General features: G+C 44.0%; 17 protein-coding genes and 1 pseudogene. 9 read left to right on the forward strand and 9 right to left on the reverse strand.

All coding sequences use genetic code 11. The features are described from left to right. The first annotated feature begins 98 nt into the window (after window positions 1-98). Window positions 99-2,117: a phosphomethylpyrimidine synthase ThiC gene (thiC, locus tag RTN07_RS07175; protein ID WP_095356266.1), complete on the forward strand. Its 2,019-nt coding sequence runs from the start codon at window positions 99-101 to the stop codon at window positions 2,115-2,117. A gap of 29 nt (window positions 2,118-2,146) precedes the next feature. Here thiC and RTN07_RS07180 read toward each other — a convergent pair whose 3' ends face one another. From RTN07_RS07180 to dnaJ, 4 genes are all read right to left on the reverse strand, one after another. Beyond that, window positions 2,147-2,635 carry a hypothetical protein gene (locus RTN07_RS07180; RefSeq protein WP_312176960.1) on the reverse strand — a complete coding sequence of 163 codons (489 nt, stop codon included), beginning with the start codon at window positions 2,633-2,635 and terminating at the stop codon, window positions 2,147-2,149. Next, complete coding sequence (locus tag RTN07_RS07185; protein ID WP_312176962.1) at window positions 2,632-3,951, reverse strand: AAA family ATPase; 1,320 nt, start codon at window positions 3,949-3,951, stop codon at window positions 2,632-2,634. Before RTN07_RS07185 ends, RTN07_RS07180 begins: the two co-directional genes overlap by 4 nt. A gap of 63 nt (window positions 3,952-4,014) precedes the next feature. Then, on the reverse strand, window positions 4,015-4,821 hold the full coding sequence (gene dapB / locus RTN07_RS07190) for a 4-hydroxy-tetrahydrodipicolinate reductase (RefSeq protein ID WP_312176965.1): 807 nt from the start codon (window positions 4,819-4,821) through the stop codon (window positions 4,015-4,017). 220 nt (window positions 4,822-5,041) lie between these two features. After that, window positions 5,042-6,211, reverse strand: coding sequence for a molecular chaperone DnaJ (gene dnaJ, locus RTN07_RS07195; RefSeq protein ID WP_312176967.1), 1,170 nt, complete (start codon window positions 6,209-6,211; stop codon window positions 5,042-5,044). 252 nt (window positions 6,212-6,463) lie between these two features. On the opposite strand from dnaJ, the gene RTN07_RS07200 reads away from it, so the two are divergent. After that, window positions 6,464-7,123, forward strand: a complete 660-nt coding sequence (locus RTN07_RS07200) for a DUF2939 domain-containing protein (RefSeq protein ID WP_312176970.1) — start codon at window positions 6,464-6,466, stop codon at window positions 7,121-7,123. On the opposite strand, the gene RTN07_RS07205 is transcribed toward RTN07_RS07200, so the two are convergent. Continuing rightward, a complete protein-coding gene (locus RTN07_RS07205; RefSeq protein ID WP_282842210.1) occupies window positions 7,120-7,824 on the reverse strand; it encodes a pseudouridine synthase in 705 nt (234 codons plus the stop codon). The two genes, RTN07_RS07200 and RTN07_RS07205, sit on opposite strands and share 4 nt — an antisense overlap. A gap of 49 nt (window positions 7,825-7,873) precedes the next feature. Here RTN07_RS07205 and RTN07_RS07210 point away from each other — a divergent pair, with 49 nt between their 5' ends. From RTN07_RS07210 to RTN07_RS07220, 3 genes are all read left to right on the forward strand, one after another. After that, on the forward strand, window positions 7,874-8,470 hold the full coding sequence (locus RTN07_RS07210) for a YigZ family protein (RefSeq protein ID WP_312176972.1): 597 nt from the start codon (window positions 7,874-7,876) through the stop codon (window positions 8,468-8,470). Window positions 8,471-8,632: 162 nt separating this feature from the next. After that, window positions 8,633-9,616, forward strand: a complete 984-nt coding sequence (locus RTN07_RS07215) for a YheT family hydrolase (RefSeq protein ID WP_312176974.1) — start codon at window positions 8,633-8,635, stop codon at window positions 9,614-9,616. Window positions 9,617-9,817: 201 nt separating this feature from the next. Then, window positions 9,818-10,921, forward strand: a complete 1,104-nt coding sequence (locus tag RTN07_RS07220) for an RNA-guided endonuclease InsQ/TnpB family protein (RefSeq protein ID WP_312176975.1) — start codon at window positions 9,818-9,820, stop codon at window positions 10,919-10,921. A 36-nt stretch (window positions 10,922-10,957) separates the two neighbouring features. On the opposite strand, the pseudogene RTN07_RS07225 reads toward RTN07_RS07220, so the two are convergent. Next, window positions 10,958-11,191: pseudogene (locus tag RTN07_RS07225) on the reverse strand (NADP-specific glutamate dehydrogenase); the annotation flags it as partial. A gap of 398 nt (window positions 11,192-11,589) precedes the next feature. Here RTN07_RS07225 and mpl point away from each other — a divergent pair. The 4 genes from mpl to RTN07_RS07245 all read left to right on the forward strand — a co-directional run bounded on the left by mpl (window position 11,590) and on the right by RTN07_RS07245 (window position 15,469). Further along, the gene (mpl, locus tag RTN07_RS07230; protein WP_312176977.1) at window positions 11,590-13,023 is read left to right on the forward strand and encodes a UDP-N-acetylmuramate:L-alanyl-gamma-D-glutamyl-meso-diaminopimelate ligase; all 1,434 of its coding nucleotides are present in this window, start codon (window positions 11,590-11,592) and stop codon (window positions 13,021-13,023) included. 84 nt (window positions 13,024-13,107) lie between these two features. Next, window positions 13,108-13,950 carry a ParA family protein gene (locus RTN07_RS07235; RefSeq protein WP_312176980.1) on the forward strand — a complete coding sequence of 281 codons (843 nt, stop codon included), beginning with the start codon at window positions 13,108-13,110 and terminating at the stop codon, window positions 13,948-13,950. A 259-nt stretch (window positions 13,951-14,209) separates the two neighbouring features. Then, window positions 14,210-14,467, forward strand: coding sequence for a GlsB/YeaQ/YmgE family stress response membrane protein (locus tag RTN07_RS07240; RefSeq protein WP_036601338.1), 258 nt, complete (start codon window positions 14,210-14,212; stop codon window positions 14,465-14,467). Between the two features lie 255 nt (window positions 14,468-14,722). Further along, window positions 14,723-15,469, forward strand: a complete 747-nt coding sequence (locus tag RTN07_RS07245; RefSeq protein WP_309596084.1) for an enoyl-CoA hydratase-related protein — start codon at window positions 14,723-14,725, stop codon at window positions 15,467-15,469. A gap of 95 nt (window positions 15,470-15,564) precedes the next feature. Here the strand turns inward: RTN07_RS07245 and thrC are convergent, their stop codons facing one another. The 3 genes from thrC to fmt all read right to left on the reverse strand — a co-directional run bounded on the left by thrC (window position 15,565) and on the right by fmt (window position 19,433). Next, window positions 15,565-16,980, reverse strand: a complete 1,416-nt coding sequence (gene thrC, locus RTN07_RS07250) for a threonine synthase (protein ID WP_312176985.1) — start codon at window positions 16,978-16,980, stop codon at window positions 15,565-15,567. Between the two features lie 68 nt (window positions 16,981-17,048). Next, window positions 17,049-18,401, reverse strand: a complete 1,353-nt coding sequence (rsmB, locus tag RTN07_RS07255; protein WP_312176987.1) for a 16S rRNA (cytosine(967)-C(5))-methyltransferase RsmB — start codon at window positions 18,399-18,401, stop codon at window positions 17,049-17,051. 15 nt (window positions 18,402-18,416) lie between these two features. Beyond that, window positions 18,417-19,433 carry a methionyl-tRNA formyltransferase gene (gene fmt, locus RTN07_RS07260; protein ID WP_312176990.1) on the reverse strand — a complete coding sequence of 339 codons (1,017 nt, stop codon included), beginning with the start codon at window positions 19,431-19,433 and terminating at the stop codon, window positions 18,417-18,419. Window positions 19,434-19,569 lie beyond the last annotated feature (136 nt).

The following is a 19,569-nucleotide window of genomic DNA, read 5'->3' on the forward strand; positions in this document are numbered from 1 at the left end:
AGTTTTTTCTAGAATCAGTTTTTTTAGAAACAGTCACACTCACCTATCTTCGCCCGAGTCCAGCAAACCATAACTTCATAACATAACATGGACTCGCTATGAACCAACTTACCAACGTTACTCACAAGACCCCTGCCCACCGTGACCCTACCGACGACCGCTTTGAAGAAGAAGCGCGTGATTTGACCCGTGCCTTGCCGGCGTCTCGCAAAGTCTATATCCAAGGCTCACGCCCTGACATTCAAGTGCCGATGCGGGAAATCACCTTGACCGATACCCCGGTGGGCGGTTTTGGCAAGGCAGAAGGCGAAAAAAACCCACCGTTTTATGTGTATGACACCTCAGGGGTATATACTGACCCCAATGTCGAGATTGATTTGACTAAAGGCCTACCAAAACTGCGTCAAGCTTGGATAGAAGCGCGCGGTGATACCGAGCAGCTTGCCAAACTCTCAAGCCAATACGGCAATGAGCGTGCCAATGACATCGCCACGGCTAACCTGCGCTTTGGGCATATCGACAAGCCAAGACGGGCAATCAATGGCAAAAACGTCACCCAAATGCACTACGCCAAACAAGGCATCATCACCCCAGAGATGGAATACATCGCCATCCGTGAAACCCAAAAGCAGCACGACCTAACTGATGGGCGTCAGCACACTGGTAACAACTTTGGTGCCAATACCCCCAAACTCATTACCCCAGAATTTGTGCGTGCCGAAGTCGCTGCGGGACGGGCGATTATTCCCAATAACATCAACCACCCCGAATCAGAACCGATGATTATTGGGCGTAATTTTTTGGTCAAAATCAATGCCAATATCGGTAATTCAGCACTGGGCTCTAGCATTGACGAAGAAGTTGCCAAAATGACCTGGGCTACCCGTTGGGGCGCGGACACCATCATGGACTTATCAACCGGTAAGCATATCCATGAAACCCGTGAATGGATTATCCGTAACTCCCCCGTGCCCATCGGTACCGTACCGATTTATCAAGCCCTAGAAAAAGTGGATGGCGTTGCCGAAGATTTGACATGGGACATCTTTAAAGACACCTTGATTGAACAAGCCGAGCAAGGTGTTGATTATTTTACCATTCACGCGGGCGTACTGCTGCGCTACGTACCAGTGACCGCCAATCGTTTGACAGGCATCGTCAGCCGCGGCGGCTCGATTATGGCGCAATGGTGTCTTGCCCATCATAAAGAGAATTTTCTTTATACCCACTTTGAAGAAATTTGCGAGATTATGAAAGCCTACGACGTGGCGTTTAGTCTGGGTGATGGTTTGCGCCCCGGTTGCCTACAAGACGCCAACGATGATGCGCAGTTTGGTGAGCTCAAAACCTTGGGCGAGCTGACCCAAGTGGCATGGCAACATGACGTACAGGTCATGATTGAAGGTCCAGGGCATGTTGCCATGAACCGTATCAAAGAAAACATGGACTTACAGCTTGAAGTCTGTAAAGAAGCGCCTTTTTACACCCTTGGACCTTTGACGACGGATATCGCCCCAGGCTACGACCATATCACATCCGCCATTGGTGCGGCGATGATTGGTTGGTACGGCACGGCCATGCTGTGCTATGTCACGCCAAAAGAGCATTTAGGTCTGCCGAACAAAAAGGATGTCAAAGACGGTATCATCACTTACAAAATCGCAGCACATGCAGCAGACTTGGCAAAAGGACACCCAGGTGCCCAAGCGCGGGATAACGCCTTGTCAAAAGCGCGTTTTGAGTTTCGCTGGGATGACCAGTTTAATCTCAGCCTAGACCCAGACACGGCTCGTGAATTCCATGATGAAACTTTGCCAAAAGAAGCGCATAAATCGGCGCATTTTTGCTCGATGTGCGGTCCAAAATTCTGCTCGATGAAAATCACCCAAAATGTGCGGGATTATGCAGCAGGGCTTGAGTTTAATAAACCACAGCTTGGGCAAGACATCACCCCTGATACAGGTGAGTTATCGGATGCCAGCCACGCTATCAAGCAGGTGGATACTGAATTGGTCGGGCAAGTTGGTGAAGCGTCTGCCGATGAAGTCCGCCTAGGCATGGAGCAGATGAAGCAAAAATTTATTGAAGAAGGTAAGCAGCTGTATAAAGAAGTTTAAATTTTATTAAAAAAAGCCACTAGCAGAAGTTAGTGGCTTTTTCTTTGGTGATAGTGTTTTAAATCAGAATCTAACGACCAAATAAAAATCTCACTCATGGGATATAGTTGGCACAGCTTTTCAAATTCTTTTACAATCGAAAAATCTGTTAAACTGATTCCTTCATTGGGTTTGGTTGGAAGCTTATTTTTACCCACTTCATTAGGAAATTGACTCAGCCAATCTTTTAATTCATCGGTTAAGTCAAAATCACTAATACGAAAAGGGATTTCACCGTTTAAAGACTGTTTGATGGTTTTGAAAAATCGGTTTGCAGATTCGCGACGCAAGCGACCATCACCATTTTGGCTAATATGATTGCCTGTTTCAATGACAGCCACAAGCGGAATAATAAAGGTGCAATCAAGCTCGACAAAATCAGTAAATTCTTCACTAATTTGTTTTGAATTTTGACTACGATTGGGGACATTGAGAAGGTTTAATAAAACAGTTGTATCGATTAGACAGATCGCATTCATTGACTATCAACCTGCATTTGCTTGAGCCAATCTAAGGCTTGTCTTTTCTTCTCTTCTTTTGTTTTTGGATGTTTGACAAAGCTCTCAATAATACCGCGTGTTACCAAATCGCCTAACGAGCCTTGCACCACCAAACCCACATAATCATCCAAATCACCCAATCTTACCAAACGGCTGTCGCCTTGTTGTGGGTCACGGTAGCAAAATATCACATCGGCTAAGGCTTCATCAGGGACGGCATTCATCAAAGCAGGATTATGGGTAGAAAGCAATAATTTAAGCCCACGTTCTTCAGCATATTGACGCATTAAGCTTAAAATATCATGAGCGCGGCTAGGATGAATACTGTTATCAATTTCTTCAATCACTAGCGTTGAGCCAGTGGACACAGATAATAAAGCCGTGGCAATGGCTAATACCTTGAGTGTGCCATCAGATAATAAATCCATTGGAAATTCTTTTGGGGTATTAGCAAAGTTTTCGATTAAGGCAAATTCGACACGCTCTCGGTGGTCAACATAAAACTTGATGTCGATAATATTTTGTTCGGGCAAGCTTTTTATTAAGTTTAATAATTTGGTTTTGTTATCGCTAGCGTATCCGTCTTTTTCACAAAGATAATGTAAAACACCTGCAAGGTTTTGACCATTTGAACGTAAATCTTTTTCGCTTAAACTTTCATAACGCATTTGACTAGGTACAAAGTCAAAAAAGTAAGCATTTAAAATTAATGATTTTAGAAAATTAATATCATTATATATTTTTTTAATTTTACATGGACTGCTATCTTCTTTAAGAAAAAAACTTAATAATTCTTTACTAAGATTAAAGACATCAGAAAAATCACTATTTTTAATTGAAAAAATAGTTTTATTGTCATCAATTGCAAAGTTATTACTTAGAGATTCTTGTGAAACGTATATACCATCATCAGCAACATCATCAAAAGTAAAAATGAAATTCTTATTCTCTGTTTCAATTATCTCAAAACCAAAATATATCTCATTAAAACGAATATTGAATATACTTTCATAATTTGAAGAATTGGCTGAAAAACTTAGTACAAATTGTTCTGTTTCTCTAAATGGCAAATCACTGACATTTCCGCGAATAATTTTATCTGAATCATTAACCCGATTCTTTAAGGTCGAAAGACGCTCGCCACCAGCCACCCAACTTAAAAACCGAAACGCCTCAATCGCATTACTTTTACCAGACGCGTTTGCTCCAATTAGCAAAGTTAAAGGAGCAAGTGGCAATGTTGCCTCTTTATAGCTTTTAAAGTTTTTTATGGTAATACTAAAATTGTCTGTCATAAGTTGAACCCTATTTTAGTGACGTGGGTGGCGATAACGGGAGTTGAACCCGCGTCCGTCAAATTAGTCTTTTAACCCAAGCACATCTTGCATATCAAACTGTCCTGTTTGCTGCTCACTGACCCACACCGCAGCACGCACCGCCCCTGCGGCAAAAGTCATGCGCTCACGGGCTTTATGGGTGATTTCAACTATTTCGCCATCGGCGATAAACATCACCGTATGGTCGCCGACAATCTCGCCACCGCGAATGGCATGGATAGCAATCTCGCCTGCTTTGCGCGCGCCAGTTTGACCTTCGCGGCCATAAATCGCCACGTCTTTTAGGTTTTGACCGCGTCCTTTGGCAACCGCTTCAGCCATCATATAAGCGGTGCCCGATGGCGCATCAATTTTGTGTTTATGATGGGCTTCGATGACTTCGACATCGGCGCTGTCGCCAAATGCTTTGGCAGCCATTTCAAGCAGTTTAAGGGTCAAATTTACCCCAGTTGAGTAGTTGCCTGCATATACGATGGCGATTTTTTCACTTGCCTGTTTTAAGATGGCGTTTTGCTCATCATTTAGGCCTGTTGTCCCAATGACCATATTGACGCCTTGATCAGCACAAAGCTGTAAGTTTTTGGCAGTCGACTCAGGCAAGCTAAAATCTATGAGTACATCAATATCATGAATGACCCCTGCCAAGTCATCGACCAAAGCGACATTAGTTTTGTCGAGATTAACTAGCTCGCCCGCATCCACGCCCAACAAGCTTGAGCCTTGACGCTCTATCGCCCCTGCAAGGGTAGTTTGTGGATTTTGTGCCACTGCTTGAATCAGCATACGTCCCATGCGCCCACCTGCGCCTATGACCCCGATTTTTACCATTTGCTTATCCTTTATCTCGCCCAATTACCTAGTGTAACTTGCTAATCTGATTTTCTAGCCTGATTTTCTAGTATAACTTTCTAAGTTCAAATCATAACAGCTTGTCTCGCTGAATCCTAGCTTAGCTCAATATTGCCTTATACAAAAAAACCCTTGCAATCATTACAAGGGTTCGATGTTTCACGTGAAACATCTATCAAACACTATAAACCAATAAAACCTAGTCAAACAAGTCTTTGACATCTTCTTTGAGTTTATCAAAGAAAGATTTTTTCTGGGGCGATTGTTGATGATCACCCATGGATGATTGTAGCTGACGAAGTAGCTCTTTTTGTTTGTTGTTAAGGTTGGTCGGTGTCTCTACCACCACACGGCATAACAAGTCACCTTTCATCGTCGTGCGCACGGGGGTAACGCCTTTGCCTTTGATACGGAATACTTTGTGGCTTTGGGTGCCTTCGGGAATGCGTAAATTGATACGTCCTTCAAGCGTTGGTACTTCCACCTCACGACCTAAGGCTGCATCCGCAAAGCTGATTGGCACATCCATGTATAAATCAGCGCCTTCACGGGTAAAAATAGGGTGCTGTGCCACACGGATTTCAACATACAAGTCGCCGCTTTCACCGCCTGCAATCGCTTCACCTTCGCCCGTTAAACGTATCCGATCGCCATTGTCGATACCGGCAGGAATGGTAACTTCAAGGGTGCGTGATTTTTCTTTAACACCCGAGCCATGACAGTCATTGCAAGGATTTTTGATTTGTTTACCTGAGCCGCCACAGTTGGGGCAGGTTTGTTGCACAGCAAAAAAGCCTTGCTGCATACGTACCACACCCGCACCACCACAAGTTGCACAGGTCACGATATCGCTGCTGTCTTTGGCGCCCTTACCATCACAAGTTTCACAAGGGGCAGGTGCGGTAAAGGTAATTTCTTTTTTTGTCCCTTGCACCGCTTCTTCAAGCGTCAAATCGAGCATATAGCGTAAATCTGAGCCGCGTCTGCTACGCCCACCCCCTGTGCGCCCCCCAAAAATGTCGCCAAAAATGTCTTGGAAGCCGCCCGCGCTGCCACCACCACGACCGCCGCCCATGCCGCCAAAAATATCGCCAAAAATGTCTTGGAAGTTTCCACCGCCAAAGCCGCCACCGCCCATGCCATTCTCAAACGCGGCATGCCCCATACGGTCATACGCTGAGCGTTTACTGTCATCACTTAGCACTTCGTATGCCATCGAGGCTTCTTTGAATTTTTCTTCGGCGGCAGGGTCATCAGGGTTACGGTCTGGATGATATTTCATCGCAAGTTTGCGGTAGGCTTTTTTGATTTCCTGTTCATTAGCGGTTTTATCTACCCCTAATACTTCATAAAAATCGCGTTTTGACATAGTAACTCCTTTGGCAGCATAGTTTTAACAGTACGGCAGAGTGGATTCGACCGGTAGCAACGTTTAACAGCTGCCAAACCTTTGAAAGACTGAAATTTAAAAATATGCAATATAGTGGCGATTTTTGTTAAATAATCAAGCAAATAATCGGCAATCAGCGCAAAAATATTTTCCTTTTTTGCAAGAAAAATACGCAATAGCCTAGCCCGTTGTTTTAAACTAATTAGCAAACTCTAACTCTAATAGTGATTTATGAAAAAAGTATTATCTCTGCTAATCATCCTTGCACTGATTGTCGTCGCATGGGTATTTGCCTCCCCTTATTGGGCAGTGTACCAACTGAAAAAAGCCTATGATGCACAACAAGCGGACACTATCAGTACAGCGATTGAATTTACGCAACTACAGCAAAGTATCAAATCACAGCTAACCCCTGTATTAATAGAAAAAGCCAATCATGTGGCAAAATCCCCTATTTTGCAGATGCTCAATATCGAGCTAAACTCTGATGACTTAGTGAATAAAATGGTCGATCAAGCCGTGGATAATACCGTCACACCAGAGGGCGTACAGTATGCGCTGACAGGACAAGCGACCAGTGAGCCGCTCAAAACAAATGTCAAACTACTGGGGGGCTTGGTGGCAGTAGCAATGGATAAGATTGATATCAAAGACTTGATTTTGGCGCGCAATTCAGCTGAGCTTAATCAAAAAATTAAACAACAACTGCAATCACCTAATCCCAATGCCACCACAGCAACGTCGCAGACCCAACCGACCACACACTATTGTGGTTTTAACTGTTTTGAAGTCACCGGACAGCTGCGTGGCTATCCCTTAACGCTCCACTTGCAGCGCCAAGGGCTTATTCATTGGAAAATTGTGGGTGTGACACTGCCGCTAAATGCTTAAAACTGGTCAATTTCTTCAGCGGTCAAAAATCGGCTTTCGCCTTTTTCTAATCCTGCTAAGGTAATGTTACCGATGCTGGCACGGTGTAGCTCAATGACTTTATTGCCAAAGTAGCCCATCATGCGTTTGACTTGGTGGTATTTGCCTTCCGTGAGTACCAGCTTGGCATGGGTAGCATCAGAAAAACTTAACTCAGCGGGTTTGGTTTTATCATACGCGTCTTCAAGCATGATGCCTTTTGCCAATTCTTGGATAGCAAATGCCTGTTGTGCTTCAGTCATTGGGTCGGCAAGCGTCAACTCATACACCTTTGCCACATGATGTTTGGGGCTGGTGACGCGGTGCAAAAAGCCACCATCATCACTAAGTAGCAGTGCACCTGTGGTGTCGACATCGAGCCGCCCCGCAATCCGCAAGCTACCTAGCTGGGGTACATCAATCAAGTCTGTGACAATCGGCCACTCTTTTGGCTTTAGGGTGCATTCAAAGCCTTCTGGCTTATATAACAGTAAATAGCGATTGCCCGTCGCGACTGATAACGGCTCACCCGCCCATTCGATATCGTCACCCACTTCATCGATATGTAGGCTTGCATCTTTGACCACCTCGCCATTGACTGTGACTTCGCCTGCGTGCAAGATTTTTTTGCAGTCTTTACGCGATAGCTCGGTGGCTTTGCTTAAAAATTTGTCTAAACGCATTTTTTTGTTATCCTAGTGCTTGTTTTGTTTATTGTAACATAGATTAACCATGACCTATTACACGCTTAGCGACCCATGTACTGCCACACTTGAGATTAAAAAAAGCCAATTTTTGGGCTTTGGCTTTGCCATTGATAGCCGCGAGCAATTAATGTTTCACGTGGAACAATTACGCAGCCAGTATCCCGATGCACGCCATGTCTGCTATGGCTATATTATTGGCGACCCGCACAACACCACATCGGCAGGGTTTGATGACGATGGTGAGCCCAGTGGTACGGCAGGCAAGCCGATTTTAAACGTGCTACAACATAAGGGAATTGGTAACTGCGTGGTCATTGTCGTGCGTTACTTTGGCGGTATCAAACTTGGTGCAGGCGGGCTGACACGTGCCTATAGCAGCACCGCGCAAGCCGTGGTTGATAACATGAATTTGCACGCGTTTGTGCCGTTAAGCGTGATAATGATTGAAACCGATTTTGCCAATGAATCCTTTGTCAGACATACATTAGACGGCTTTAATGCCACGATTTTGAAGGTTGATTATGGTAAAAATGTCGTTTTGGCAGTGGAGCTTGCGCAAAAGTCAGTTCAAGTACTCAGCGAAAAAATCGGCCTTTACGGGACTGTGAAAGCCAGTGAATAACCAAAAGCAAATAACCACAGCAGTAGCGTAAAAGCGATAGCCTAGCAAAATTGCCCTCAAAAAAACCTACAAAACACCCCAAACTTACCTCACAAGTCGCCATGAAAAAACTGCCAAAAAGCCGTAAAATAGTCAAAAATTATAACAATCACTAGGTATATTATGAACATTCACCAGCTACCCCTAACGCCATTTCGCACCCCGTTTTTCTTAGCTAACCCCCACGTTCAAACCATTTTACCCAAGTTTATCAAACTGCCAAAACCTAACTATCAGCGACACCTTCATCCTGACCGTACCGGCACCACCCAAGTGGCTTATGACTTTGTATTTGCCAATACCGACAATCAGCCAAACCTTGATAAGCCATTGGCGGTGATGTTTCATGGGCTTGAAGGCAGTAGCGACAGCCATTATGCCATTGCCTTTGCCCACCAAGCGCACCGATTGGGGTATGATGCGGTTATCGTCCATTTTCGCGGCTGCGGCGGGGTGGATAATACCTCAGAACTGGACTATAACGCGGGTGATACTGCCGAAGCGGTGCATATGTTTGACCTGCTAAAAACTCAGTACGGTTATAGCCGAATTATAGCCAGCGGCGTGTCGCTCGGTGCCAATATGCTGGCTCGTTATATGGGCGAGCAAGGCGATGCAGCTGCCTGTGAAGCAGCGGTGGTGATTTCTGCACCCGTCGATTTGACGACTTCGGCAAAAGCCATGCATCGTTTTGTCGCCAAACGGGTGTATACGCCTTATTTGCTCAATCCTTTATTGCAAAAAGCCTTCAAAAAGGTGGATGATCCATCATTAATTAATGCATTAAAAAATATCAAGATGATTGATGAGTTTGATGAGTTATATACCGCGCCGCGCCATGGTTTTGGTACAGGGGCGAATTATTACATCCAAGCCTCTGCCCTACCTGTACTCAAAAACATCACTAAACCCACGCTGATTATCACTGCCAAAGACGACCCATTTTTGGGCATTCTTGCCACCCAAGCCGATGTGTCACCTTGTGTGCGCTTACTGTATAGCCAGCATGGTGGACATGTGGGCTTTGTGCAATTACAAAACAAAAAACTCAATGTGAATTGGCTGCCTAGCACCAGCTTTAAATTTTTTCAGGCTTGTGCTGACTGATTGCTATTGCTTCAATAAAAAACGCCATCACAATGACGGAGCTTTTTATCAGCCGTTGCCGTAAAACCACCGACTTTAGGCGGTGGATATAAGGCAACTTGTACACTATCAGCCGTTGCCGTAAAACCACCGACTTTAGGCGGTGGATATAAGACAACTCATGCACTATAACGCTTGCATAAATTTTGCTAAAATAATCCTATGAAAACACTCAAGTTACGCATACGAGACAAACATAAAGACCAACTAAATCGCCTAAGCGGTTCGGTCAATTTCGTGTGGAATTATGTCAATGACTTGAGTTACAAGCACCTACAAAAAACTGGCAAATTCTTTTCAGCTTATGATTTGAACGAATACACCAAAGGTAGCGGTGAGTTACTAGGCTTGCATAGTCAAACTATCCAAGCCATCAATGAAACCCATGCCAAAGCTAGAAAACAATTTAAAAAAGCTAAGTTATCATGGCGAACCAATAACCCAAAATCAAAGCGTAAAAACTTAGGTTGGCTACCATTCAAACAATCCGCCATTAAGCACATTGCCACACACCAAACTGGTAAAAAGGGCTTAAAATCTACCTTACAACTATCTTTAGCCAAAGGGCAAAAGCTAGTCATTGATCTATGGGACAGCTACAACCTTAGCCTATATCAAATCAACACGCTGGAAATTGTCCAAGACAGCCGTAACCGTTGGTATGCCTGTATCACCGTCAAAGACTACCCCAAACAATCATGCGGTACAGGTAGCATTGGCGTTGACTTAGGCTTAAAAGACAGTGCCACCGCCTCAAATGGCGATAAACTACAAATCAAGCAAACGCTCAAATATGCCAAAGCGTTAGCCACCGCCCAACGTGCCAAAAACAAACAGCGTGTCAAAGCGATCCATGCCAAAATCAAACATACACGGCAAGACCTAATCCACAAATTCACCACCCAATTAGTCAAAGACAATACCCTAATCGTGGTAGGTGACGTTAGAACTACCCAATTTAACAGTAAAAAAGGCAAACTAGCCAAATCGGTTTACGATGCAGGTTGGTTTGAACTCAAGCGACAACTGACCTACAAATGCGAGAACGCAGGTTGCCGTTTTGAAATCGTGAATGAGAAATACACTACCCAAACTTGCTCGTGCTGTGGCGATATGTCCAGTAGTCCGAAAGGTAGAGCAGGTTTGCGAATAAGAGAATGGACTTGTGCAACGTGTGGCACATGGCATGATAGAGATATTAATGCCGCCAAGAACATTCTTGCGGTCGGGCTTGACCGTCTGGGAGCAGGAATCCCCTTGCTTTAGCAAGGGGAGGAAGTCAAAATCAATGCTCCCATCCGCTTGTTTGCCATGGTTAAAACAATCGTCATGGATATTTTTCATGATGGTTTTTAATTGCTCATCAAGCACCGCAAAGGTTGCGTATTGACGTACCGAGTTTTGTGACATCTCAAGACCTGATACCGCGACCCCACCGGCATTCGAGGCTTTTCCCGGCGCATAGATGACGCCATTACTTTGGAAGATGGCGATGGCATCGGCATCACTGGGCATGTTGGCACCTTCTGCCACATAAAGGCATAGCAAAATCGACGGATTTCGGCGTCTGATTTACCTTTTGGGTCAAAGTCCATTGCTATGACACTGCTTTAAAATGCTCAATAACTCACTGCTTTTCATACCACTCCTTAATTCTTTAACTTCATAAAAATAGTGCAAAAACACTATTTTGGTGAATTTATAGCAACTTAGCACTGTCATAGTAATTTGTAAAACTATTTTTCTGTACCTCTTTGGCACGGTTTTGGCACGGTGGGTTGCCGAAAACTAGACATGGGTGTTTGTGAGCAAGTTAACCTGCAACTGGATTTAATAGCTGACAAAGCCTGATTTGTCCTTTAAAATTGTTAATTTTTAGCAAGGTTTAGCGGCTTTGGTTAGCTGCTAATGCGTATTTGACCTAAGGCAAACTTATGCACATTCATATTCTTGGTATTTGTGGTACCTTCATGGGTTCGTTGGCGCTGCTTGCGCGTGACCTTGGACATACCGTGACAGGCTCGGACGCCAATGTCTATCCACCAATGTCCACCCAGCTTGAAAATGCGGGTGTTGAGATTATGCAAGGGTACGCCGCTAGTCATTTACAACCTGCACCTGATTTGGTGATTGTCGGCAATGCCATGAAGCGCGGCATCGAGGCGGTTGAATATATGCTCAATGAGCGTATTCCTTATACCTCAGGCCCGCAGTTTTTGGCAGAGCAGGTATTGCAATACCGTCATGTATTAGCTGTCGCAGGCACGCATGGCAAAACTACCACTACCACGATGCTGGCATGGATTTTACACTATGCAGGTATTGATGCCGGCTTTTTGATTGGTGGCGTGCCACTGGTTGATACCCAAGATGAACGCCTAAAAAAAGCGTTTGCCCACAGTAGTTATTTGGGGAGTGATAAAACTGCGGATCATGAAGGTTACTTTGTCATCGAAGCGGATGAATATGACAGTGCTTTTTTTGATAAACGCTCTAAGTTTGTTCACTATCGCCCAACCACCGCAATTTTAAACAACCTTGAATACGACCACGCCGATATCTTCCCAAACCTTGCCGCCATCCAAACCCAGTTCCATCACATGGTACGCATGATACCGTCAAATGGCAAAATCATCATGCCAGCAGATACCGAAAGCTTGGAAGAAACCCTTAAAAAAGGCTGCTGGACACCGATTTGGCGGACGGCGATTGCTAGCACTAATCCCCACGCGGATTGGAAAGCCAAGCTAGTGAAACAAGACGGAAGCCAATATGAAGTCATGTTTGATGGTCACAAAGGACAAGTCCATTGGCAGATGAGCGGGCTACATAGCGTCAATAATGGCTTAGTGGCAATTGCGGCAGCCTACAATATTGGCGTATCGGTTGCACAAGCCTGTGAAGCCTTATCCAATTTTGCTGGCATCAAACGCCGTATGGAGCTGGTCGGCACAATCGATAACCACGGCAAACATATAGAAGTTTATGACGACTTTGCCCACCACCCAACCGCCATTGAAACCACGCTCGATGGTGCCAAAAAACGTTTTGCGGATAACCCAAAGCGTAAAATTTGGGCAGTGATTGAACCGCGTTCAAATACCATGAAACTCGGTACCCACCAAGGTTTGCTTGCGCCATCAGCGAGTATCGCCGACCAAGTCATTTGGTATCAACCTGCCAATCTAGATTGGTCAGTCGCCGATGCGATTGGCAATGCTGCCAACCAACAAGTGATGACATCGACCGATGCGATTATTAAGCATATTGCAGCGCACATTGGCGATGACGATGCGGTGATTGTGATGTCAAATGGCGGCTTTGAAGGCATTCATGGTCGACTGGTGAAGGCACTGCAGCAAGGCTAACTGTTTTAACCTTGTAAATTTGCTAGCAAAAGTCGTGATTTTTTAGCATACTCATGATTACTTGTAAAAATATTAGGTTACACAATGCTTAGCCGAGTCATTTTTAATCAAAAAGGCGGTGTTGGTAAATCCAGCATTGCTGTCAATCTTGCCGCGATGAGTGCCCATCAAGGTTTGCGTACCTTACTCATCGACCTTGATCCACAGTGCAACGCTACCCAATATATCATCGGCGATGCTGCCACAGATATTCATCCCGCGCATATCACAGAACCCAATATTGAAAATTTCTTTTCGCAAACCCTGCAAGCGACGTCTAGCCCCATGCCGATGATGTTTGCATTTCCGTTTGGCGGTATGGCGGGTAGTCGCAATCAAGGGTTGGAGCATTGCATTCACACCACCCGATTTGATAATTTATCACTGATTCCAGCCAGCCCCATGCTTGCCGATATTTTGCAGCCCCTTGAAAGCAAACATAAAATTTATAAATTAAAAGACGGCTTAAACCTTTTAAGTCAGCAGTTTGATCGGGTGTACATTGATACACCACCGGCGTTTAACTTTTTTACTTTGTCGGCATTGATCGCAGCTGATCGTGTCATTGTCCCGTTTGATTGTGATATTTTCTCCAAACGCGCGCTGCAAACCTTGGTGCAAAATATCTTAGAGACGCGCCAAGACCATAATAGTGACTTGTTAATTGAAGGTATTATCGTCAATCAGTTTGACCCACGTGCCAATCTACCCAAAGAAGTGGTACAAACGTTGGTCAATGAAGGCTATCCTGTGTATGATACCAAACTTAGCCCTTCAATTATCATGAAACAATCCCACCATCAAAGCTTACCGCTGATTTATTTGGACGCTAAACATAAACTCACCCAGCAGTATGCTGCGCTTTATCAAGAAATCGAATCCAGATAACGGAACTTACATTTAATCGTCTCTACTGACATAGCATTACATTAAATAAAAAATCCTCTTAATACTTCAAAGAGAACTTACATAATTAACAAACCAACATTTTAACTCCTGATAGCTTGGCTATAAAATGACAGTCATCAGAGAGGCAGTTATTAGTTAAAACCATAAATATAACAATTTAGTCCTGTACCGTCTGCCAATCGATTAGGCAATAAAATAAGTTAAAAATTAGACAAGTTAAAAAATGAGGAGTTTTAAAATGAGCTTTATTTATATGATTATCATGGGTCTTATCGTTGGTGTTATCGCCCGTGCTATCAAGCCAGGTGCCGACGCAATGGGTTGGATTCTTACTATTGTACTGGGTATTATCGGTGCATTAGTGGGCGGTTTCTTAGCAGGTATGCTAGGTATGAATGCCAATGGTGGCTTTACTGGTCTAATTTTCTCAGTCATTGGTGCAATTATTGTGCTATTCGTCTATGAGTTAGCGACGGGTAAACGCCGTATTGGTTAATATTGTATTAGTTAGTTAAGCAATCAATTTAAAAAATCAATTAAAAAAAGGCATTTAAATTAAATGCCTTTTTTATTGGCTAAAATTCTTTGAACAGTTGGTATGTTGGCTTTAAATTTTTTTCAGTTTGATTTTTTTGCGGTCATTGTCTCACTAAGTTTAGAATCTCAGCTTAGAATAATGCTATATTGTTGACTTGGTTTCTAGTACCAAATATCTACTAGACACTGATAAGATACTAAGGTAAACACTTTCATGGAACAACTTGTCAATTTTCACACGCAAAATGGCGTTTTAGAAATCCAGTTTAATCGTGCTGATAAAAAAAATGCCCTAACCAATGCCATGTACCAAGCCGTACAAACCGCGATGGAACAGGCAAAAAGTGACGATAATATTCGAGTGATTTTATTTACGTCAACCGGTGATTTTTTTACCGCAGGTAATGATCTTGTCGATTTTTTAAACAAAGCAGAAAACGATGATGCTGAGCTTAACGCGTTAGATTTCGTGCAGTTTTTGGGCGATTATCCCAAACCCATCGTGGCAGCGGTGACAGGCTCAGGCGTTGGCATTGGCTTGACGCTGCTACTTCATTGTGATTTGGTGTATATCGTAGAAAACGCTAAATTATTAGCCCCATTTGTGGATTTATCTTTGGTGCCAGAAGCAGGTTCGACCCTTTTGCTGACGCAAAGAATTGGTTATCAGCGTGCCTTTGAGGTGTTTGTGATGGGTGAAAAAATTACAGGTAAACAGGCGGTTGAATTGGGCTTAGCCAACCAAGCTTTTGCTAATAGTGATGAGGTACTAAGCACGGCGCGCCAAAAAGCAGAAATACTTGCCAAAAAATCGGTGTCATCGGTACGACAAACCAAAGACTTGATGCGTAATGCCACAGAAATCCTAGCGCGTATCCAACAAGAAAATGTTCACTTTAGTAACCGTCTGCAGACGGATGAAGTCAAAGCGATACTGCGCAAATTTGTCCATAAACAATAAGGCAAAAGAGAACACTAATGCAAAAAAGCCTTTTAACTAGCAAATTAAAAGGCTTTTGTTTAACCCAACTTATTAGCCAATTTATTAGATAGCCATTATTTGGCTACCACAAACTGTTCAATTTGCGCCCGCACCAAATTTGCATCATTATCAAGCACAGTCACATACTGCGCCAAGCTTTCGATATTATCGGTATGTTTGGGACGGGGAATGTCAAGTTGACCGACAGCTTCGGTGATGGTCTCGGCAAATTTGGCTGGCAAGGCGGTTTCGGCGCAGACAATGACCTCACCCTTTTTGCGTACTTCACGAGCCACTTTTATCCCATCAGCGGTGTGCGGGTCAATGAGCTGATTGTCTTCGGCATACACTTGTTTGATTGTGGCGATACGGTCGGCATGGGTTGATTTACCCGATGCAAAGCCATATTTGCCATTGATGTTTGCCATCAAATCCGACATATCAAAGCCTTTGCCTGCGTTGACATCCTGCCAAAGCGTATTAATTTTTTCGCCATTTTTCTCAGCGAGCAGGTATACAAAACGCTCAAAATTCGACGCTTTTGAAATATCCATCGATGGACTTGATGTCACATAAGTCTTGTCAGCGGTACGGGGGCTATATTTACCAGTAGTAAAAAAGTCATGCAGAACGTCGTTTTCGTTGGTGGCAACGATTAACCGCTCGATGGGTAATCCCATTTCACGGGCAATATGTCCCGCGCAGATATTACCAAAGTTACCCGATGGCACGCAGAAACTCACCTTTTGGCTGTTGTCGGTGGTGCTGGCAAAGTAACCTTTAAAATAGTAGACGATTTGCGCGAGGATACGACCCCAGTTAATGGAGTTGACAGTCCCAAGGCTGTATTTGGCTTTAAACTCAGCATCTTGCTGCAGGGCTTTTACGATGTCTTGGCAGTCATCGAACATACCTTTGATGGCGATGTTATGGATATTTTTGTCATCGAGGCTATACATTTGTGCGCGCTGGAACTCACTCATTTTGCCATGGGGTGACATCATGAACACTTCGATATTGTCTTTGCCGCGCAACGCATATTCAGCAGCTGAGCCTGTATCACCTGATGTGGCGCCGATGATGGTCAGACGCTCATTTTTTTTCTTTAACACATATTCAAAAGCATTGCCCAAAAACTGCATGGCGATGTCTTTAAATGCCAGTGTGGGACCATTTGATAACTCGATGATTTTGATGCCATCTTTGAGTGTACGAACAGGGGTGATATCAGGATTGCCAAATGCCTGCACGGTGTAAGTTTTATCAATCAGTGTTTTTAAATCGTCTTTTGGGATATCGGTGGCAAATAATTGCATGATTTCAAAGGCAAGCTCAGGGTAGCTTAAAGTGCGCCATTGGGTGAGGGTTGCTTCATCAATCTGTGGGTATTCTTCAGGTAGCATTAAGCCGCCGTCTGGGGCAAGTCCCATCAGTAACACATCACTAAATTGCATAGGGGCCGTTTTACCACGGGTGCTGATATAGTTCATCTTTCCATCCATTTAATCAATTTGATGCAGTTTAGCATAAACCTAGCATTGCGATGAATGCCAATTTTTTAGCCACGTTTTTGCAGTAAGGCATAATAAAAGCCATCGCCATCGTTTTGATGAAGCGGCAAGCATTGATAACCGATGTCCCGTTTGATTTGGTTAGATAAATTAAGGCTAAAATCCACGATTTGTGCCGCTTTGTGCGCGGCTAAAAACGCTTGTAATTGGTTTTCATTCTCTGCTTTTAACATCGAGCAGGTGATGTAGAGTAGATAGCCGTCATCGGCTAAATTATGCCAACAGTTGGCTAAAATATTGGCTTGTAACGCGGCAGTTTGCCCCACATCTTCTTCAGTGCGTAGCAATGCAATATCAGGATGGCGGCGAATCACCCCCGTTGCAGTGCAAGGTGCATCAAGCATTATCACATCAAATTGGGTATCGGCTTGAAACGTTGTGGCATCCTCACATACCAATTGTACATTTTCTTGGTTTAACTGCAAACGCTCAAGGTTTTGGCTGACCCGTTGTAGCCGTTTTTCATCGTTGTCCAAAGCGATTACATGCGCGATATTTTGATGTTTCACGTGAAACGTTTTTGACTGATCAAGCTCCAATAAATGCGCCAGTTTACCTCCCGGTGCAGTGCAAGCATCTAGTACCGTCAAAGATTTATCCAAGGCGAGGCTTGCCAAAATATGTGCTGATAACTGGGCATGTCTGTCTTGCACACTGACCCATCCTTCGGCAAATTTAGGCAAATCGGTGATTCTTATAGCGTCAGTGAGTTGAATGGTTTGCACCTCCTCAAAGCCGATGAACACTAGGGCAAACCCGATGCCTTGTTGGGTTAATATATCGGCATAATCCTCTACACTACAAAATTTGCGATTGACGCGTAAGAATATGGGCGCAGGTTGGCGAAGCGCTTGTCCAAGCTCGGCATAGTATTCACCCCAATCCTGTTTGAGCTGTTTGGCAAGCCAATTAGGTAGACTGTGATTTTTCTCAATTTTTTTGGCAAATTTGGCAGGGTTTTTTTGCACCTTTCGCAGTATGGCATTGATAAGTCCAGCACCGTAACCTTTATCCAGTTGTTTGACTGCTTCGACCGTTTCACCAATCGCCGCGTAATCTGGCGTGTCCATATACAATAGTTGATACAGTCCGATATTGAGGGCTGCCCATACGCCTTTGTCAGTGACTTCATGCTCAATCAAGCTTTCACCAATACGAGCGAGTGCCCACCATTGACGCAGTGTGCCAAGCAATAATTCATGGACAAAGCCTTTGTCTTTTTCGCTCACTTGGTTTAGTAGTGGGTCAAGCAAGCTAGATAATGACTCACCTTGTTGGATACGCTCGAGGGTGGCGACAACTTTGGCGCGAGTGTTAAGCTGAGAATGTAATTGGGTCATGATGTGCCTAATTGGTTATGAGTGAAAAATATCACCATCGTTGAGTTTATCTCCATTGGCAATTTGCTCAGCGGTTAACGGCTTACCACCTGGCCACTGCATTTGGGTGATATTAATCAGATGTTGTACACCTTGATGTTGGTGGTTGGTCGCGTTTTTGCCACAGGCGACCAAAATCGCGTTACGACCCACACTGACGATTTTACCTGCAGGTTCATGGGTTTGTTGGTCGAGTTTAATGGGCGCTGCTTCTATTATTTTGATACGGCTGTTGGGGTCTTTATGTTTATCAAGATAGGTAAAGGCATTTAACGCACGGATTTGACGCTGAATACTGATGGCATCATTTTGCCAGTTAATCTCACCCTCTGCCGTGGTGATTTTCTCGGCATAATTAGCCAAAGCGTCGTCTTGTTTTTGCGCGTTTTGTTGATAGTTTTCTACATCAGACAGCACCGTCACAATGGCTTCACCGCCTAATTTGGCTAATTTATCATGCAATAGTTGGGTGGTATCTGTGTCAGTGATCGGGCATTCTATTTTATACAGCATATCGCCCGTATCTAGTCCCTGCGCCATTTGCATAATGGTAATGCCTGTAGTATCGTCACCCGCTAAAATCGCACGCTGAATGGGCGCTGCACCACGCCAGCGTGGCAATAATGAGCCATGAATATTGATGCAGCCAAATTTTGGGGTATGTAGTACGCCAAGTGGTAAAATCAACCCATAAGCCGCCACTATCATCACATCGGGTCGATAGTGTTTAAGTGTTTCACGTGAAACACTCCCATTGGCTGATTTTAAGCTAAAACTTTCGGGTTGTTCCACCGCAATGTTATTTGCCAAGGCAAGTGCTTTAACGGGCGATGCGCTAATTTTTTGCCCACGACCAGATTTGCGGTCAGGTTGTGTATAGACTGCTACAATGTCAATATTAAGGGCTTTTTGGTGACCGATGAGTGCTTGTAAGGCGACTTTAGCAAATTCGGGCGTACCAGCAAATACGACCCTAAGCGGGGTTTGAGACATGATAAATTTCGTCTTAAATACAATAAATTTCTGCTATTATAATATGAATTGGCACAATACTTAAATCTAGCATTGTGATGATGGGTTTTTTTCTTTTACCTTCATTGACCGTTTTCTCTATTGGGTATATCACGCT

It is taken from the genome of Moraxella sp. CTOTU46934 (genome assembly GCF_031979465.1).
GTDB lineage: Bacteria > Pseudomonadota > Gammaproteobacteria > Pseudomonadales > Moraxellaceae > Faucicola > Faucicola tetraodonis.

Excerpts from the sequence above, each read along its gene's own strand:
- RTN07_RS07240 (WP_036601338.1), top strand. The coding sequence starts at position 14,210 with ATGAGCTTTATTTATATGATTATCATGGGTCTTATCGTTGGTGTTATC.
- RTN07_RS07200 (WP_312176970.1), top strand. The coding sequence starts at position 6,464 with ATGAAAAAAGTATTATCTCTGCTAATCATCCTTGCACTGATTGTCGTC.
- rsmB (WP_312176987.1), bottom strand. The coding sequence starts at position 18,401 with ATGACCCAATTACATTCTCAGCTTAACACTCGCGCCAAAGTTGTCGCC.
- RTN07_RS07215 (WP_312176974.1), top strand. The coding sequence starts at position 8,633 with ATGAACATTCACCAGCTACCCCTAACGCCATTTCGCACCCCGTTTTTC.
- RTN07_RS07245 (WP_309596084.1), top strand. The coding sequence starts at position 14,723 with ATGGAACAACTTGTCAATTTTCACACGCAAAATGGCGTTTTAGAAATC.
- RTN07_RS07205 (WP_282842210.1), bottom strand. The coding sequence starts at position 7,824 with ATGCGTTTAGACAAATTTTTAAGCAAAGCCACCGAGCTATCGCGTAAA.
- dnaJ (WP_312176967.1), bottom strand. The coding sequence starts at position 6,211 with ATGTCAAAACGCGATTTTTATGAAGTATTAGGGGTAGATAAAACCGCT.
- RTN07_RS07180 (WP_312176960.1), bottom strand. The coding sequence starts at position 2,635 with ATGAATGCGATCTGTCTAATCGATACAACTGTTTTATTAAACCTTCTC.
- dapB (WP_312176965.1), bottom strand. The coding sequence starts at position 4,821 with ATGGTAAAAATCGGGGTCATAGGCGCAGGTGGGCGCATGGGACGTATG.
- RTN07_RS07210 (WP_312176972.1), top strand. The coding sequence starts at position 7,874 with ATGACCTATTACACGCTTAGCGACCCATGTACTGCCACACTTGAGATT.
- thrC (WP_312176985.1), bottom strand. The coding sequence starts at position 16,980 with ATGAACTATATCAGCACCCGTGGTAAAACGGCCCCTATGCAATTTAGT.
- RTN07_RS07185 (WP_312176962.1), bottom strand. The coding sequence starts at position 3,951 with ATGACAGACAATTTTAGTATTACCATAAAAAACTTTAAAAGCTATAAA.
- RTN07_RS07235 (WP_312176980.1), top strand. The coding sequence starts at position 13,108 with ATGCTTAGCCGAGTCATTTTTAATCAAAAAGGCGGTGTTGGTAAATCC.
- fmt (WP_312176990.1), bottom strand. The coding sequence starts at position 19,433 with ATGTCTCAAACCCCGCTTAGGGTCGTATTTGCTGGTACGCCCGAATTT.
- RTN07_RS07220 (WP_312176975.1), top strand. The coding sequence starts at position 9,818 with ATGAAAACACTCAAGTTACGCATACGAGACAAACATAAAGACCAACTA.
- thiC (WP_095356266.1), top strand. The coding sequence starts at position 99 with ATGAACCAACTTACCAACGTTACTCACAAGACCCCTGCCCACCGTGAC.
- mpl (WP_312176977.1), top strand. The coding sequence starts at position 11,590 with ATGCACATTCATATTCTTGGTATTTGTGGTACCTTCATGGGTTCGTTG.